This is a genomic window from Meishania litoralis (genome assembly GCF_042611095.1).
Taxonomy (GTDB): domain Bacteria; phylum Bacteroidota; class Bacteroidia; order Flavobacteriales; family Flavobacteriaceae; genus Meishania; species Meishania litoralis.
Genome location: NZ_JBHFPV010000002.1, coordinates 732,805 through 750,038, shown reverse-complemented (window position 1 = coordinate 750,038; position 17,234 = coordinate 732,805). Strand labels below are relative to the sequence as shown.

13 protein-coding genes are annotated in these 17,234 nt (G+C 45.5%); 2 read left to right on the top strand and 11 right to left on the bottom strand.

The window, feature by feature from the left end:
- Positions 1-61: 61 nt before the first annotated feature.
- From ACEZ3G_RS12480 to ACEZ3G_RS12440, 9 genes are all read right to left on the bottom strand, one after another.
- On the bottom strand, positions 62-253 hold the full coding sequence (locus tag ACEZ3G_RS12480) for a YdeI/OmpD-associated family protein (RefSeq protein WP_432425827.1): 192 nt from the start codon (positions 251-253) through the stop codon (positions 62-64).
- Positions 254-544: a hypothetical protein gene (locus ACEZ3G_RS12475; protein WP_432425826.1), complete on the bottom strand. Its 291-nt coding sequence runs from the start codon at positions 542-544 to the stop codon at positions 254-256. It abuts the gene before it with no gap.
- The gene (locus ACEZ3G_RS12470) at positions 541-1,224 is read right to left on the bottom strand and encodes a DUF2490 domain-containing protein (protein ID WP_432425825.1); all 684 of its coding nucleotides are present in this window, start codon (positions 1,222-1,224) and stop codon (positions 541-543) included. Before ACEZ3G_RS12470 ends, ACEZ3G_RS12475 begins: the two co-directional genes overlap by 4 nt.
- Before the next feature lie 58 nt (positions 1,225-1,282).
- Positions 1,283-4,516 (bottom strand): WD40/YVTN/BNR-like repeat-containing protein, encoded by a 3,234-nt coding sequence (locus ACEZ3G_RS12465; protein ID WP_432425824.1) that lies wholly within the window; start codon positions 4,514-4,516, stop codon positions 1,283-1,285.
- Between the two features lie 97 nt (positions 4,517-4,613).
- On the bottom strand, positions 4,614-5,861 hold the full coding sequence (locus ACEZ3G_RS12460) for a metal-dependent hydrolase family protein (protein WP_432425823.1): 1,248 nt from the start codon (positions 5,859-5,861) through the stop codon (positions 4,614-4,616).
- A 4-nt stretch (positions 5,862-5,865) separates the two neighbouring features.
- Positions 5,866-7,242 (bottom strand): amidohydrolase family protein, encoded by a 1,377-nt coding sequence (locus tag ACEZ3G_RS12455; RefSeq protein ID WP_432425822.1) that lies wholly within the window; start codon positions 7,240-7,242, stop codon positions 5,866-5,868.
- A 17-nt stretch (positions 7,243-7,259) separates the two neighbouring features.
- A complete protein-coding gene (locus ACEZ3G_RS12450) occupies positions 7,260-8,519 on the bottom strand; it encodes a hypothetical protein (RefSeq protein WP_432425821.1) in 1,260 nt (419 codons plus the stop codon).
- A 19-nt stretch (positions 8,520-8,538) separates the two neighbouring features.
- Entirely contained in the window at positions 8,539-8,958 is a 420-nt protein-coding gene (locus ACEZ3G_RS12445) for a VOC family protein (RefSeq protein WP_432425820.1), read from the bottom strand.
- Positions 8,955-10,382, bottom strand: a complete 1,428-nt coding sequence (locus ACEZ3G_RS12440; protein ID WP_432425819.1) for an amidohydrolase family protein — start codon at positions 10,380-10,382, stop codon at positions 8,955-8,957. The genes ACEZ3G_RS12445 and ACEZ3G_RS12440 overlap by 4 nt, the downstream gene beginning before the upstream one ends.
- A gap of 112 nt (positions 10,383-10,494) precedes the next feature.
- Between ACEZ3G_RS12440 and ACEZ3G_RS12435 the strand changes: the two genes are divergently transcribed.
- Positions 10,495-11,745, top strand: coding sequence for an MFS transporter (locus tag ACEZ3G_RS12435; protein ID WP_432425818.1), 1,251 nt, complete (start codon positions 10,495-10,497; stop codon positions 11,743-11,745).
- Between the two features lie 5 nt (positions 11,746-11,750).
- Here ACEZ3G_RS12435 and ACEZ3G_RS12430 read toward each other — a convergent pair whose 3' ends face one another.
- Together ACEZ3G_RS12430 and ACEZ3G_RS12425 are read right to left on the bottom strand one after the other, a co-directional pair.
- The gene (locus ACEZ3G_RS12430; protein WP_432425817.1) at positions 11,751-12,332 is read right to left on the bottom strand and encodes a YdeI/OmpD-associated family protein; all 582 of its coding nucleotides are present in this window, start codon (positions 12,330-12,332) and stop codon (positions 11,751-11,753) included.
- A gap of 4 nt (positions 12,333-12,336) precedes the next feature.
- Positions 12,337-13,377: a zinc-dependent alcohol dehydrogenase family protein gene (locus ACEZ3G_RS12425; RefSeq protein WP_432425816.1), complete on the bottom strand. Its 1,041-nt coding sequence runs from the start codon at positions 13,375-13,377 to the stop codon at positions 12,337-12,339.
- Between the two features lie 141 nt (positions 13,378-13,518).
- Between ACEZ3G_RS12425 and ACEZ3G_RS12420 the strand changes: the two genes are divergently transcribed.
- On the top strand, positions 13,519-16,941 hold the full coding sequence (locus ACEZ3G_RS12420; protein WP_432425815.1) for a ThuA domain-containing protein: 3,423 nt from the start codon (positions 13,519-13,521) through the stop codon (positions 16,939-16,941).
- Positions 16,942-17,234: the final 293 nt, after the last annotated feature.

Sequence of the window (17,234 nt, the reverse complement as noted above, 5' to 3'; positions counted from 1 at the left end):
GTTTTTAAATATAGAGCATATCAACGTTCTTACAAAGGTTCGGTGGATTATTATGGTCTTCTTAAGATTTTAGCAGCGCTTTAGGGTCGAGAATCTGGCGTTTTAGGTTCTCACAGATTAAAATCGATTTGTCGATTCTTGTTTGTGGGTTTTTGTAGCGTGCTATTGCGTAGATGAGCCCTCGCTTTTTGCCCGGGGTGAACGATTCAAAAATTTGTTGGCCTTCGGGGCCACTTTCGAATACCGCCTCCATCTACTCGGGCATCTCGACCCCATATTTGGAGTCGTCTTCGAACAATTGCCATTGAAAATAGTGGTTTGGAAAAACACCCGATTCTTTTTGATAGCGTTTGCCGAACGTCATGAGGTAATTTCTCTTTATATTCAGGATGGCCCCATAAAATATGAGCTCCCGGCCTTCAAAGAAGGCCTTTATCTTGACCCTTTTCTTATTCTTTTCGAGAAAGGGCAGCACGATTTCTTCGGGAAGCATCAGGGAGTGGTCGCTACCCGAAACAGATGTCTCAAAGACCTTTCTTTTCAATTTGTAACCTGTGTTTTTCTCAAATCGGTATTTATAAAAACCCCGATCTGTAAACGATCAAAGTGGGCCGACGAAAAATGGTTCTTCAAATAACCCAATTGCAGACTGGTGTTTTTGAATACATGAAATCCTATTGCCCCATAGAGCCTGTTTTGACCAAAAACCTCGTTCTGTAAGTTGATAAAGATTTCATCATAGAAATTTAAGAACACAGCTTTGGCCAGGGGCACGGTAACCTGAAGCCGATAGCGTGCCCGATGTTGGGTGTCGGTACGGTCGCCGAAATCCAAAAAACGTTGCTCAAGCCGGTAGCGATGTTCGAATGCTACTTTGTTGACCTTGTTCTTTAAAATGAACTGCTCAAAAATACGATGCTCCTTCGATTCTGTTTCTCCAGGAATTTTTTCATAAGTACCGTCGGTAACAATAAATCCGTAACCGAATGTTGCTATTGCATTAGGATTGATATGATAGTTCAGCCCGGAACGCAACAATAATTGATTGAAGTTCTTCAACTGTTCGTAATACCGTGCTTGGGCCTCGGTGTGAATGCTCAATTTTTCCGACACCCGGTTCGTTCCGAAATACATATGCCAAGAACCCAATTTGTTTTCTCCCGATTCTTGGGCCGTTGCAAAAAGAACGTTGAACAACATTAAAGTTAACAGTAGTCGATTCATACGGTCAAAATCTTAATACCTCACACTTCAATAAACACGAATTACACAATTTCGAGTCTTAATCATTTTCTAAACTGAAGTTTTCGGTTTCCTTAAATGGGGATAGATTCAGTTGCTCCATGGATTCGCGATACGTTTTCCACTTCTCTTCGAAAAAAGTATTGGTCTTCTGTAGTGCGCCATCAAGTTCTTCTTTGGCAAACTGCATCAAACGTTTTTCGGTGGCTGTAAGCCCATTTTTTCGTGTGCCCACATAATAACTGGCATTGCCGATACGCTGCATGACCGTTATTTCGGGATTTCTCGTGATTCCCTGGCGTTTGTCTTCCTTGCCCAAATACAGGGCGATTACCGAATCGATTTGTTTTACAATATCGGTTGACGCCTTGATCTGGTCCTTGTATTTTTTCTTGTCAAGTTCTTTCAGTTCTTTTTGATATTTATCGGCGGTGTTCTTACTTTCTACCAACTGCTTTACGGCATCTGCCGCAATTTGGGTAAGGTTTTCGAGGTTTTTGGAGTTTTCATAGACCTCGTTTATCGATGCGACGGAAACATCAAGTCTGGGATCCGACTCCACTTTGATCTTCGTTTCATCGCTCTTATCACCAAAAGAAACCTTTATCTTATAATCCCCCGGTTTTACATCGGTGCCGCCGCGTTCATCATTTGATTTGCTGATTTTTCTCGAAGGTCGATCTGGACCTTTTTCATCCATATTCCAATAAATTCTATGGAATCCTGCCTTTTCAGGGGTTTTGTACTTTAACGTGCGGATAACTCGGTCTCCTTCGTAAAAATCGAACTGGATGGAATCTTTTTTCTGCACGCCGGTAAGTTCTTCTTTATCATCGGTTGCCGTGGAATCTTTCTTTGTTTCTTCTTTTTCGGAATCTTTTTTATCCGCATCCTTCTTTTTGCCCTCCTTCAAATAGTAGGTAATCATGGCTCCTGCTTTTCGGTTTTCGGCATTGTACAGGGCATCGCCCCCGAAACGGCTTCCCGTGGGTTGTTGATAGGCCGCTTGGTAGGCCGTTGGCGGTTCGAACAGCTTGATCTCGTTTTGAAGTATGTTCGGATCTTGAGCCATTGCCCGCAAGGGTCTTATGTCGTCCAATACCCAAACGGCACGGCCAAAAGTACCAATGACCAGGTCATGTTCCCGTGGATGTATGACCATGTCTTTCGTTGAAACGGTAGGGAAGCCTTCTTTCCACTTTTGCCATTTGGCCCCGGCGTTGAACGAGATGTAAAGTCCATCGTCAGTGCCTAAAAACATTAAATTGGGATCGATGATATCCTCAACGATCGAAAGGGTGTAGCTCTGCACGTCGTTTTCATCAACGATCCGTTCCCAGGTTTTTCCGTAATTCTTGGTACGATAGGCATAGGGGGTGTAGTTGAACCTACGATAATCGTTGGCGACCAAAAGTGCTTCACCCTTATTTTTGTTCGATGCCTTGATCTGGGCTATCCAACTTCCTTTGGGCAGGCCTTTGATGTTCTGTGTTACCTCGACCCAATTGGCGCCACCATTTTGCGAATAATGTACCCGACCGTCATCGGAACCCGTCCATAGCATATTTTTTTCTACCGCAGAGGGCTCGATCACCAAAAGCGTACAGTGGTTCTCGGCCCCGGTCGCATCCATGGTCAGGCCGCCACTTTCCGATTGTTTTTGCTTTTCGGGATCGTTCGTCGTCAGATCCGGAGAGATTACTTCCCAAGTCAGGCCTTTGTCGGTCGTTTTGTGTACGAACTGACTACCAAAATAAGCGGTACTATTATCAAAGGGGTCTTGGGCTATGGCTGAATTCCAATTGAAGCGAAGTTTGGTCTCGGCATCGGGGGGCGTAGGACGCACGATATAATTGTTGCCGGTAATATGGTCGTAGCGCGATACAAAGCCCTGTTGACTCATGGTATAGCCATAGCGGGAATCATCAGGGTCGGGCACGACATCGAAACCATCGCCGAAGCTGATTTCTTGCCAATAGCTATTTCTAATACCTTGGGCTTTCCAGACATAGGCGGGACCGCGCCAAGAACCGTTGTCTTGTAGTCCGCCATACACGTTGTACGGAAATTCGTTGTCGACATTGATATGATAGAACTGCGCTACGGGGATATTGCCGATAAACCGCCAGGTCTTTCCACCATCTTTGGTAATGTTCATGCCCCCATCGTTGCCGTCCATCATGAACTGTCCGTTCTCGGGGTGGATCCACCACGCGTGGTGGTCGGGGTGAATACCGTTATCGACCCCGTAGGCAGGCATTAATTGGGTAAAACTCTTGCCGCCATCTTCAGAAACGTTGACATAGGTAAATATGGAGAATACGCGATTTTCGTTCTGTGGGTCTACATAAAGCTCGAAATAATAAAAAGGGCGGTTGCCAATATCGTCCTTATCATTGATTTTTTTCCATTTGAACCCGCCATCCTCCGACTTGTACAGCGCGTTCTTTTTTGATTCGATCAAGGCATAGACTATATTCGGTTTTCCAGGGGCAATGGCAACGCCCATACGCCCTAGTTCACCTTTGGGAAGCCCGTCCTCGTCGGTCAACTTCTTCCAATTTTTACCACCATCATGGGTCATGTACAGACCACTGCCAGGGCCGCCCGATTTAAAGAACCACGGATCCCGTTTGTGTTCCCACATCGCGGCTATCAATTTATTCGGGTTGGCAGGATCCATTACCAAGTCGGCAACACCGGTCTTGTTGTTCACAAAGAGTATTTTTTCCCAGGTCTCGCCTCCGTCTGTAGTCTTATAGACCCCGCGTTCGGGGTGCTCGCCCCAGGGCGAACCGATAGCACCGACATATACGGTATTGGGATCTGATGGGTCGATTTTTATGCGATGTATGTGCCTTGTGTTTTTAAGGCCCATGGCGATCCAGTTTTTGCCTCCGTCCAACGATTTGTAAACGCCATAGCCCCCGTTCAAACTGTTTCTGGGATTTCCTTCTCCCGTACCGACCCATATTACCGAAGGATTCGATTGTTGGATGGCCACCGCACCAATTGACGCCGTCAGTTCTTTGTCGAATATAGGCTCCCATTTGATGCCTCCCGAAGTCGATTTCCAAAGTCCGCCCGATGCCGTTCCCACATACATTATATCCGGATTATCATTAACCGCATCGATGGCGGTAACGCGCCCGCTCATGCCACCAGGACCTATATTTCTTGGTTTTAGATCTTGCATTAGATCCATGTTGAAATCTTGGGCGAATAGGGAAAGGGTTGCGAAGAAGAACGCAACGAAGGGTAATTTTGTAGTCATTTTTAGAGTAGTTAATTAGCTGTTCTAAATATACAGAAAACTATTGCGTAAAGTCTTAAAGAGGTGTTAACGGATGGCATGTGATGAGGGAGGCGGTTCATTCATTTTTATAGATAGTTCCGTCTTTCATCACGAACCTTACCTTGCGCATGACAGATATATTTTTGGTAGGATTACCTTCTACGGCTATGATATCTGCCAAAAAACCTTTCTCCAACTTCCCAAGTCTTTTCAAATGGAAAACATTGGCATTCAAGGAAGTAGCTGATTTAAGGACATCCAAAGGTTGCATACCGTACTCGACCATCATTTCCATTTCGCGATAATTCTCGCCGTGCGGAAAAACACCCACATCGCCACCAAAGGCAATATCTACTCCCGATTCCATAGCGAGCTTGAACGATTTTTTCTTCGTTGTAATCCGTTCCGGATCTGGATCGCTTCCCTTTTTCCAACCGCCGTATCGCAAAATAGCATCTCCCGCGGCCAAGGTGGGGCAGAGGGCCACACCATTGGTTTTCATCATTTGAAAGATTTCGGCGGTTCCGCCATCACCATGTTCGATGGTTTCCACACCTCCTAAAATGGCACGTTTCATCCCTTCCGGCGTACTCGCATGGGCCACGACGTACTTGCCGGCCGTCGTTGCAGCGGCGACCATGGCATCGATTTCTTCCTGTAAAAAGGTCGGTTGGCTGGGTGCCCCTTTTTTCCACCGATAGTCTGCATAGATTTTGATGAGATCGGCCCCGTTGCCCATTTGTCGGCGTACAGTTTTTACCGCTTCGTCAATACCGCTAACAGGTTCGGCCCCTAAAGGAACGGTGACCCCGTCATGGAATCCTTTTGGCCCATAGGCTCCGGTTGCCACGATTGCCGGGCCCGCCACCAACAATCTCGGCCCGGGAACAATACCTTCTTCGATGGTCTTTTTGAGATACACATCAGTATAACCTGCACCTTCGGCACCAAGGTCGCGCATAGTGGTAACGCCGGCCATCAATGATTTTTTGGCATGAACGCTTCCGCGGATGGCCCGTTCGACAGGGGATTCCTTCAATACCTGATCGTTCCATTCCGTTTCATTATAGGGATGTAGCAATAAGTGTGAGTGCCCTTCGATGATGCCCGGCATCAGCGTGGTTCCCTTTAAATCAATTGTCTTCGTGTTTTTGGGGAGTTTTACTTCTGAAATGTTACCTGCATAAACGATGGTATTCCCTTCGACGAGAACGCCCCAATTCTCATGGATTTCATGGCCATCGAAAACACGATCGGCCTTTAGGAAGGTTTGCGATTGGAGGCAGGCGTGGCAAATGATGAGTAATAGCAAGAATCTATACATAAGGCTAGTTTTGGGCCGCGTTTTTTGCGATTTCGTTCAGACGTTTTTCGATTTCCGATTTTGATAGCCATTTTCCCTGCCGAAAGACTCCGGCAAGGTCTTGCAAGGCATCCAGATTTTCAAGCGGGTTGCCGTTGACCAAGATCAAATCGGCTTCCAAGCCCGGTTTTACCTCACCGAAAACATCCTCCATGTCAAAATATTTAGCAGGATTTATTGTTCCCGATTGAATAATTTGCAATGGCGACAACCCTGAACCCGACATGCCATCGATTTCATGGTGGATCGAGAAACCGGGAACGTTGAATAGTTGTGGCGCATCAGAGCCCAAAAGCATACCGTGACCGCCTTCCTGCAATTTCTTTAACAACTGTTTTCGGATCGAATCGAATCGTTGCCATTGCATTTCCGAGAATCCTGCTGAGGTAGTCGTGGATTCTTCTTTGCGCCGTTGCCAATTCTCTAGGGTAGTGGTGGGCATGTATTTCATTTCGGGCTGTTGCAACAGTTCGTCGGCCGAAATAGGGGCGAACCAGCGCTCAAAAAGACTTTGGGTCGGTACGATCCAGACGTTGTTTTCTTTTGCCATGGCAACCAATTCATCGATTTTAGTGGTATCGGCCAAAGGTGTAAAATTGTAACCAAAGAAACCATTTTCATCGGGCCTTACATTGGCCGATTCGGGTACAAGACCCTCTAAAAAGCCATCGATATGGTCTATGGACGCGTATTTGCTTTCAAGGGCATGGCGGATACCGACATCGACGGGTACGTGCCCCGCAAAAGGTATTCCGACCTCATTGGCCGTTGCCACCATTTGATCAAAGGCCGCCAACGGCACGCCGGGATGGATCTTTAAAAAGTCGTAGCCATCTTTGGCGTATTGCCTCACCTTGGCCTCTGCTTCTTCGGGGGTGGGAATCGTATTGCCGTTCAATGACGGACTCGAAGTGTAGATTCTTGGACTTATAATTTCTCCGTTCGATGCCTTTTGTCGTAGCCCTAAATGTATCGGGTCGCCCAACATTCCCCGAATCGTGGTGATACCGTTCGACAGGTAAAGAAACAATACTTCTTCAATACGTTTTGCATCGGTCGATGGGGGAGGAATGTGGGCATGCATCTCGGCAAGACCGGGCATAAGGTATTTTCCGGAACCATCGATGGTATTTGCATAGGATTTCGGATTTTCAACCGTCTGTTCGATACGCCTGATTTTGCCGGAATCGATGACCACCTGTCTGTTTTCCAATATACTTCCGGTTCTGACATCGACAACGTTGACGTTCGATACCAACGTGGCCGTCTTACTTGCTTTTTCTTGGGCCTGATTGCAGGAAAAGCACAATAAAATAATCGCAACGAACAATGTTTTTTTCATGATTTAGTCAATTAAGATTATCTATTATAAGGGTATTCGTTTATCCAATGGAAACCACGGTTCATTAAAAGGAAATTTTTCTTGGTAAGAATCCGTGATTCATAATGAAGGGTGTCATTTTCCACGACACCAAAAAAGGTCAGGGTCGAATCGGTTTTTATATAATTGAAAGTAAATACATCAGTCGAATCCCGAAAACTTTTCATCATAAATTTCCCATTGATACTATCGACCTCGAATTCATACCCGTTTCTTTTCATATCTGTTTGTACAACTTGAGCGTATTTATCAGATTCAACGATGAGGTATCTCCATGACCCGGCAAATTTGTTCCGAGGTGTCAGGGTATCTTTGTTTATTACAGAATTTTTGATCTCATAGAGCCCATAAAGCGGGATTTTGACCTTATTTTCTGTTCTTGCGGTATAGGACTTTACGGCCGCGCTCAATGAAGTGAAGAATAACAGAATAATGAATCCCCATTTCAATATTCGACTAAAAGCTACCCATTTTCCGGTATTGAAAAACAATGGCTCCGTTTTCCTTTTTTCCAAACCTTGATCTGCGAGAATTGCTTTGGTAAGCCTACCAATATAAGGGGTAGTCAAAAGCACTGCAATAATCAATAATTGCAGGGAAAATAGCTTAACCGGAATGTCATAGAAAAAATTGATTGCGACCACGTTGATAAGCACACCAATGGCAATCAAACAACCCAGTAGTTTCGTTTTTCGATGAATCAAAAGAATTCCGGAAAAAAATTCCAGCAATCCTGCAAATAAGGCATACCCCTTAGATACACCCATCATAGTCCAATAAATGCCCATAAGTGATCCCTGACCATAAGGTTGCAGCAACTTATAATAGTAAGGTTCAAAAAATTGAACGGGAATAATCTTGAACAAACCATAATGTATCATTTGGTATGCCAAAAAATAGCGAAGAATGATTTCTAGAATGTAATTAAGCCTATCATAAGTACGTGGACCATTACCAACGAAATGCCATAACAAAGTGCCGATCAGAGAGATGATGGCGAAAAGCAACAACAAAAGGTAATCGTAAATCTTGTCTCCACTTCCGGTAGCCGCACTGCTGATCTTTGATTCAATGCCCAATAGATCGTACCCGAACCAGGAAATTAGGTGTTCAAAAATATTGGAATGATGTTCAGTTAATAACGAAAGACCAGGAAGCTTGCTAAAAGGCCAGGGAAAAATGAGTAGACAGAAAAGAATAAATATAAATTTGAAAAGTATTTTGTTCTTGATAAGCATTGCTTCTTTTTTAAGATATTCAAACTTGCCCTAACAAACCTTTATTCTTTTCATTCGGTTGTAACAGGTCCCATAGGTTTCCGTACAGGTCTTTGAATACCGCCACGGTACCATACGCTTCTTCCTTTGGCGAACGTACGAATTCGACATTTCGATTTACCATTTTGTGGTAATCCCTCCAAAAATCATCGGTGTACAAAAATAGAAAAACCCTTCCACCGGCTTGATTGCCGATACTTGCAGCTTGTTCTTTATTGGCCGCCTTTGCCAATAAAAGTGCGCAGTCATTTGCACCCGGAGGCGCGACCAAGACCCAACGCTTGTCTTCGCTCAACTTGGTGTCTTCAATCAATGTAAAATCCAATATTTGGGTGTAGAACGCAATGGCCTCGTCATAATCATCGACTACCAGGGCTATATGCGCTATGTGCTGCCTCATTTGACTATGGTCGAATCCAACAATTCTTGAAGCTTGTTTTTGTCGAATACCGATTTTTCTTTGATTACCATGTATATACTTTCGGTATTCTTGATATTTTCCAAGGGATTTGCATCCAGCAGCACTAGATCCGCAATTTTGCCTGCTTCAATATGGCCATACGCCGCATCTTGCTTAAGGAATTTTGCCCCATTATAGGCCGATGTTCTTAGAGCGTTCAAAGGTGAAATACCGTTCACGACCATTTCTTGAAGCTCTTTGTGCAATGACATCCCGGGATAGGTGTACGAGTTATAGGCCCCACTATCGGAACCGGCCAAAAGGGCTACTCCGGCATCGTTGAGCGACTTCGCCAAGGTGCCGAAAAAGGTATCGAGTTCCTTACGGTCTTGAAGGGTCTTGGACGTAGCATTCTTCACCCTGTTGATTCGGCCTTTATAGGTTTTGATGATACCCTTGCCCATATAATCCAAATAGGGGTCGTTACTATGATCTACTTCATCCAAATAGCTTAGGGTCTTGCCAATATGCAACGTGGGGGTTACGAACACGCCATTGTTCTTAAGGTATTGAAAAGTTTTTGATGCCGTGCTATCCGAATAGCTTTTGCGCAGCAATGGCATGGCGTCCCAAAAACCGATTTCGCCGTCTACAAGTTTTTGGGTAATCTCCCTTTCGTCTGCGGAACAGCCTTTCATAATATAGTAGAGATGTTCGATGCCATCGATTCCCGCCGCGATGGTTTCCTCTAAGGTCACGCTGAAGGGCATGTGTCCGGAAGTAATCAGTCCTCTTTTTTCGGCCTCGGCGATTGTGTTCAGATAATTTTTGCCAGAAATTCGGCTGTCATACAGCTTTACGTAATCAACCGGAATTCTTTGTAATACGTCCAACGCATTATTGATATCGATGTCGTTTTCGACTTCAAGCGAGCCGGCCCAAGTGGCATTGGGGCCATCGATCTTTGGTCCTGAGGTAAAAATCGTAGGCCCGATCAGATGTCCGTTTTCAATTTCAGACTTCCATTGCGTTACAGGCCCTGTCAGATCGCCCCCGGCGTCGCGAACCGTGGTTATTCCGTTGGCGATGAAAAGTTTGAGAAAGTTTTTGTTCGATTTGACCAGTGAATCCCCACCTCGAAAATGAACATGGTTGTCCCAAAAGCCTGGAAGAAGAAATTTTCCCGAGGCGTCGATGGTCTGTTTTGACTCGAATTTTCCTACCGAGTCGGCATTTCCTATTTTTGTGATGCTTCCTTCAAAAATAAAAATATCCTTTTCTTCGACTTTACCACTTTCCAAGTCAATAACCTGTCCGTTTAAGATGGCAATGTCATAGCTTTCCTTTTCTTCCGATTGGCATCCCATTAAAATAAAAAGAACCAAAAGGAAAGTGAAAATTGTAAAAATTCGGGTCGTCATCATTCAGTTTATATCATGCTGAAAGATAGAAAAGAAATACCGATCCCTTAATTTGAAAGACAGAATTGGTACTTGTTTTTCGCAATTTCTTAGTTTCTTGGTACCTTTCTAGCCTATGGGGCAACGATCGGCACCTTGGTACTATCTTGTTTTGTTGATTTTGGCGGGTGAAGCGGTATTCATATTGCCCTTTGTATTGCCAAGGGTGTTCCGCCCTACTGTTTTAGATGTCTTTCAATTGGATAATTTACAATTGGGACTTTGTTTTTCGGTTTACGGAATCATCGCCCTTCTGTCATATCTTGTCGGGGGGCCGTTGGCGGATAAATATCCTCCTCGAAAATTAATGGCCATAGCATTATGGATGACCGCTTTGGGAGGGTTGTTGTTTGCGACTTTCCCAAGTTTTGAGATCCTTCGGGGTTTATACGGTTATTGGGGTTTTACCACAATTTTCTTGTTCTGGGCACCGATGATCAAAGCCGCCAGGGTATGGGGCGGTGACCGGTCACAGGGCAAGGCTTTCGGATTTTTGGACGGGGGCCGTGGTCTTACCGGGGCCTTGTTCGCCTTGATGGGCGTCTTTATATTTTCTTTGTTTGTTTCGGATCAAGTGGATACCGTGCCGCTTGTTGATAGAAGGGAGGCCTTTAGATATGTCATTTACTGTTCGGCCGTGATCATTACCGTAATTGGGATATTGGTATGGGTTTTCATGAAAACCGATATCGAAGATGGGAAAATACAACTGCAACAAATTTCGGGCAAGCAAATCGGACAGGTCTTGAGATTGCCGGCCGTTCAACTGTTGATGGTCATTATATTGTGCGCGTATGTCGGTTATAAAATTACCGATGTACTCTCATTGTATGCCCGTGAGGTAATGCTGTACGATGAGGTGAGATCAGCGCAGATCGGTACTTTTTTACAATTTTTGCGTCCAACCATTGGTATTTTGGTCGGTTTGATCGTCGACCGTTATCGAATTTCGCTTTGGTTGCTGCTGAGTTTTGTCGTCTCCATAATAGGTGGCCTTTTATTCGCCACGGGAATCATAGGCCCTTCTAAAACCATGCTTTTCTTCATCTCCGTGGCAATTGTTGCGGCCGGGGTCTACGCCGCTAGGTCGCTTTATTTTGCCGTTATGGATGAAGGCCGTATTCCTTTGGTATTGACCGGTACCGCTGTTGGACTTATTTCTATCGTTGGCTATACGCCCGATATCTTTGCGGGCCCCGCTTACGGTTATTTTTTGGATACCTATCCCGGGGAAGAGGGCCACCGATATGTCTTTTGGATGTTGACCGCGTTTGCCCTTATAGGCGGAGCGGCAGCTTTGATCTACCACAGACTTTTTCGCAAGTAGGGCTTTCAACGCCCCCCATCGGTGCGTGACTTGATATTTGCTGCACAGAGACGTACGATTTCCGTAATTCTCTTTTGTCTTGTTTCCTCGCGTTTGGCCTGGTTCAACCAATACAGGTAACTTTTTCGTTGTCCTCTGGTAAAGCGCTGATAATTCGTAAAGGCTTTTTGGTTTTTATCAAAAGCTTTTTGCAGATCCTCAGGTATGATTCCATTTTCAACATCGTCGAGTTGCGTCCAAGAACCATTTTTCTTTGCGATTTCAATGGCTTTCAATCCGCTTTTGTGCATCAGTCCATCGGCCTTGAGTTCTTTGATGTGGCCTTTGTTGACCTTGCTCCAGACACTTTTGGGTTTTCTGGGACAAAAGTATTGGCGCCGCTTGCCAGGGCCGATATTTTTGACCGTGCTATCGATCCAACCGTAGCATAGCGCGACGCGCACGGCCTCTTCCCATCGCATACTGTCGTTCTCATGGGCCACGGCATAAAAAATCAGGTAGGCCCCCTCATGGCAATCATGATTTTCGTGCAGCCATTTCCGAAATTCAGAATCGTTCTTGAAATAAAGTTCAGGTCTCTTATGCATGTTTTTAAAAGGAATCGATCAGGGTGACCCCTGCGGTTGTAAAAGTATTCATAGTTGGAAGTGCGGTTGCCGCCTCTTCCAATGATATTGTTTTTGTAATCATTTTTTTGGGATGCAGTTTTCCGTCACTTATCATCTTAAGAAGTTCGGGATATTTGAAAGCTTGCATGCCATGGCTTCCGATTATTTCCAATTCTTCAGCGATTACTTTATCCATCGGGATTTTAGGATGCGCATGGTCTTCCGTCATTAGGCCTACTTGAATATGTTTGCCCCGTTTTCTAAGGTTGGCGATCGAATTGAAGCAGGTTTGTGCGCTTCCGAGCGCATCTAGAGATACATGGGCGCCACCATGGGTAATATCCTTGACTTCATCTATAATATTCTTGGTGCCCGAGGCATTTATTACGGCCATCGCACCAAAAGATTTGGCCAAGGCCAATTGCCCTGGATTGATGTCAACGGCAAGTACTTTTGCGCCAAGGGCACTGGCGATTATTACTGCCGAAAGACCTACGCCGCCACACCCGTGAACAACAACATATTGACCTTCCATTACCTTTGCTTGATGTACAATGGCCCGAAACGAAGTCACGAATCGGCACCCCAAAGTGGCTGCGGTCAAGTCGTCGATTTCTTGAGGAAGGGTCACCAGATTGGTGTCGGCATAATCGAGCGCCACATATTCGGCAAAAGACCCCCAATGCGTAAAACCGGGCTGTGATTGGCGGTCGCAGACCTGATGGTTGCCCGAGGTACATTGCCGGCAAATACCGCAACCACATACAAAAGGTACGGTCACACGGTCACCGATTTTAAATTTCGTGACATTTTTTCCAATGGTTGCGACCGTACCCGCCAATTCATGCCCCGGAACATGGGGCAATAGAATATCGGGGTCATGGCCCATCCATCCGTGCCAATCACTACGGCAAAGTCCGGTAGCGGCTACTTTTACGACCACTCCATCAGGTTTTGGAATCGGATCCGAAACTTCCTGCACTGCAAGCGTCCCCTGAAATTTTTCATAGACCAATGCTCTCATAAACTATATGTGTTGTTTCGCTTAACTACCGAAAAATACCCTTTTCGTTAAAAATAACACTTTCGGCAATATCACTTTGGTATTTCAATTTGGGAATCACTACTTTAGGCAATTGATTGATGCAACAAAACAAATAACAACATGAAAAAAGTAGTTCTATTATTGGCAATGGTATGCGCATTGCTTATCGCTTCTTGTAGTAATAAACGTGAGGGAGACCCCAAGGTACTGGTATTTTCAAAGACCATGGGCTTCAAGCATGCCTCTATTCCGGCGGGGATAGCCGCGATCCAAAAACTGGGTTCCGAAAATGGTTTTGCGGTCGATACGACCAAGAATGCAGAATTGTTCAATGATGATAATCTCAAACAATATTCCACAATCATCTTTTTGAGCACCACCGGAAATGTTTTGGATGCCAAGCAAGAGGCCGCTTTTGAACGGTACATTCAAGCTGGCGGGGGGTATGTCGGAATCCATGCCGCGGCTGATACCGAATACGATTGGGGGTGGTACAACAAATTGGCCGGCGCCCAGTTTTTGAGCCACCCAAGTGGTACGCCCGAAGCAGATTTTATTATCAAGGACAATAGCCATATATCGACCAAAATGTTTGCCGATTCGGTCTGGCATCGTACCGATGAACTGTATAATTATAAAAGGATCAATCCTGATGTCAATGTTTTGATGACGTTGGACGAATCTAGCTACGAAGGAGGCGCCAACGGTGATTTTCACCCCATTGCGTGGTATCACGATTTCGACGGAGGCCGTGCTTTCTACACGGGAGGGGGGCATACCGATGAGAGCTTTTCCGAAGATCTGTTCTTGCAACATCTTTTGGGCGGTATTCAATATGCTATCGGAGATAACGAAAACTTGAATTACAACAAAGCGCTGAGTCAAATACCGCCCGATGTCAATCGTTTTTCAAAAGTACCATTGGTGGGCGGCGATTTTTTCGAACCTACCGAAATGACCATATTGCCGAACAATGATGTGCTGATCGCACAACGTCGCGGCGAGATAATGCTATACAGTGCCGAAAAGGACACCATGACGCAAGTCGCTTTTTTAGATGTTTACCATAAAACCTTGAATACACCCGGAGTAAATGCCGAGGAAGGACTCATGGGACTTCAAAAAGACCCGAACTATGCCACTAATAATTGGATCTATGCCTATTACGCGCCTACTGGGGATGAGTCCGTTAATCGGCTCTCGCGTTTTAAATATAAAGACGGTGTTTTCGATTTGGCTTCGGAACAGAAGATTTTGGATGTCGGTTCTGATCGTGAAATCTGCTGCCATACGGGTGGATCTATTGCCTTTGGCGGAGACGGACTTTTATATCTTTCAACAGGTGATAACTCGACCCCTTTTAACGAAAGAGATCAAAAATATGTCAACAATGGCTTTGCACCATTGAACGATAGCCCAGGGCATGAGCAATACGATGCCCGGCGCTCTTCTGGCAACACGAACGACTTGAGGGGTAAAATTCTGCGCATTAAGGTGAACGATGATGGTAGCTATGATATTCCTGAAGGGAATTTATTCCCTGTCGGCACCGAAAAAACACGACCTGAAATCTATACCATGGGGCATCGAAATCCGTATCGCATTTCCGTGGACCCTAAAAAAGGACATTTATTTTGGGGCGAAGTGGGTCCGGATGCCCGTGCAGATTCTATGGCAACGCGCGGCCCGAGAGGCTATGATGAAATGAATTTGGCCTTGAAAGCGGGCAACTATGGTTGGCCTTTGTTCATCGGCAACAACTATGCCTATAATGCCTATAATTATGAGACGGGTGAATCGGGCGAAGCGTTCGACCCCCTAAAACCCATAAACAATTCTAGGAACAATACCGGTCTGCAAGAATTGCCACCGACCGTTCCCGCATATATCTATTATCCATATGCCGAGACACCTGAATTTCCGCAGGTGGGTACCGGTAGTAGAAATGCGATGGCGGGCCCTACTTATTATTCAGACATGTATCCCGATGGGGGCGGGCTTCCTTCCTATTACGACGGTAAGACCATTATTTACGAATGGATGCGCGGATGGATGATGGCGGTCACCCTGTTTGAAGATGGCACCTTCAATAAAATGGAACCCTTTGCTTCCGATATCAAAGTCCAGAACTTGATCGATATGGAATTGGGTCCCGATGGAAGGGTGTATCTATTGGAATATGGTAGTGGCTGGTTTTCCAAAAATGATGACTCTGGCTTGAGCTATATCGAATACAACGGCGGCAACAGGCCCCCGGTAATCGACCATCTTATTGTTGATGCCGATACGGGAAAAATTCCTTTGACCGTAAATGCAAAAGTACAGGCCGAAGACCTTGAAGGAGATGCAATATCCTATATCTGGGATTTGGGCAACGGTGAGACCAAGGAAACCAGTGAACCCGAATTATCATATACCTACACGACTGCCGGGGAATATAAGTTATCAGTTGAGGCAAAGGATGCGCATGGTGCCGGTGCCAAAAGTGATGCATCGAGTATTGTGGCCGGAAATTCGCGACCTGAGATCGCGATCGACCTCGCGGGCGGTAATTCAACCTTTTTCATTGCGGGTACCCCGATCAATTATAAAGTAATGGTGACCGACCCCGATGGTAACGATGATATCGATTTGGACAACGTTTTTGTCTCTGTGGATTATATGGAGGGAATGGACCAAGCGAACCAATCTTTAGGGCACCAACAAGTATCGGCCGCGGTAACAGGTAAAGCGTTGACCGAGGGTATGGACTGTAAGGCATGTCATAAGGAAGCCGAAAAGTCCATTGGGCCCAGCTATAAGGATATTGCCGAGAAATACAAGAACGATAGACGGGCGACGAGCTATTTGCAAAAGAAGATCGTTGCTGGAGGTTCAGGCGTTTGGGGCGAAGTCGCCATGGCGGCCCACCCCAATATTTCAGAAGATGAAACAAGACAGATCGTATTGTACATTCGGTCATTGGCCGATACGGGGGCTAAACAAAAATCGCTTCCATTGGAAGGAAATATCGTTCCCAAGCCTTCGCCGACCGATAATGTGATGATTTTGACGGCAAGCTATACCGATAAGGGCGTAAACGGCATTCGACCCTTGACGGGCGTAGAATCGGTTGCTTTGCAAGGTAGCACCGTTTCTTTCTCGCCCACCACCAAGGTCGATAATTTTTCACTGGTTTCGTTCGGGGGAATGGATTTGTTGATAGCCCCGGCCGATGAAGGTTGGTTCGCGCTTGAGGAAATCGATTTGAAAGGAGTGAAAAAAGCCACTTTGATAGTAGGTTTTCAAGAGAAACCCGATTTTCCGGTCAATTTTGAATTGAGGCTTGATGCCCCCGATGGCAAGGTAATCGGTAAGGGCGGCCTGCTGCCAGAGACGAGAACCGCACCCGGAGGTTTCATGTCGGGAATGATCCCTATTATTTTCGATGAACCCATGGATGACGTAAAGGCCAAAGCACTCTATTTTGTGCATAAACCCGATACTTCGAAACCTCGTGGAGAGGGAATGGTCGCCGTGACCAATGTAAATTTCGGCAATTGATATTTTTTGATCAGGGCCCGGTTCATGAACCGGGCCTTTCAAATACATGCTAATATTCCCAGTTTTGTATGCCCACTTTTATTTAAGCGGATACAGATACATCGGCAGACTTTCGTCAACTATATCAATGTCTTCAAAAAGACGTAACCCATAAAACTTTTACCGAATTGAATGCCGTCAAGGATAGAATCCGTTGCAATCTTCCAATTCGGCTTTTAGATTTGGAAATCGGTTGTCAAAGGTCGTAAAATTTGTTTCGGGCCAACTTTAGATTTGATACGGTAATACTTCGA

Coding starts and splice junctions, on each gene's coding strand:
- ACEZ3G_RS12480 (WP_432425827.1), bottom strand. CDS start 253: ATGGAGGCGGTATTCGAAAGTGGCCCCGAAGGCCAACAAATTTTTGAA.
- ACEZ3G_RS12470 (WP_432425825.1), bottom strand. CDS start 1,224: ATGAATCGACTACTGTTAACTTTAATGTTGTTCAACGTTCTTTTTGCA.
- ACEZ3G_RS12465 (WP_432425824.1), bottom strand. CDS start 4,516: ATGACTACAAAATTACCCTTCGTTGCGTTCTTCTTCGCAACCCTTTCC.
- ACEZ3G_RS12460 (WP_432425823.1), bottom strand. CDS start 5,861: ATGTATAGATTCTTGCTATTACTCATCATTTGCCACGCCTGCCTCCAA.
- ACEZ3G_RS12455 (WP_432425822.1), bottom strand. CDS start 7,242: ATGAAAAAAACATTGTTCGTTGCGATTATTTTATTGTGCTTTTCCTGC.
- ACEZ3G_RS12450 (WP_432425821.1), bottom strand. CDS start 8,519: ATGCTTATCAAGAACAAAATACTTTTCAAATTTATATTTATTCTTTTC.
- ACEZ3G_RS12445 (WP_432425820.1), bottom strand. CDS start 8,958: ATGAGGCAGCACATAGCGCATATAGCCCTGGTAGTCGATGATTATGAC.
- ACEZ3G_RS12440 (WP_432425819.1), bottom strand. CDS start 10,382: ATGATGACGACCCGAATTTTTACAATTTTCACTTTCCTTTTGGTTCTT.
- ACEZ3G_RS12435 (WP_432425818.1), top strand. CDS start 10,495: ATGGGGCAACGATCGGCACCTTGGTACTATCTTGTTTTGTTGATTTTG.
- ACEZ3G_RS12430 (WP_432425817.1), bottom strand. CDS start 12,332: ATGCATAAGAGACCTGAACTTTATTTCAAGAACGATTCTGAATTTCGG.
- ACEZ3G_RS12425 (WP_432425816.1), bottom strand. CDS start 13,377: ATGAGAGCATTGGTCTATGAAAAATTTCAGGGGACGCTTGCAGTGCAG.
- ACEZ3G_RS12420 (WP_432425815.1), top strand. CDS start 13,519: ATGAAAAAAGTAGTTCTATTATTGGCAATGGTATGCGCATTGCTTATC.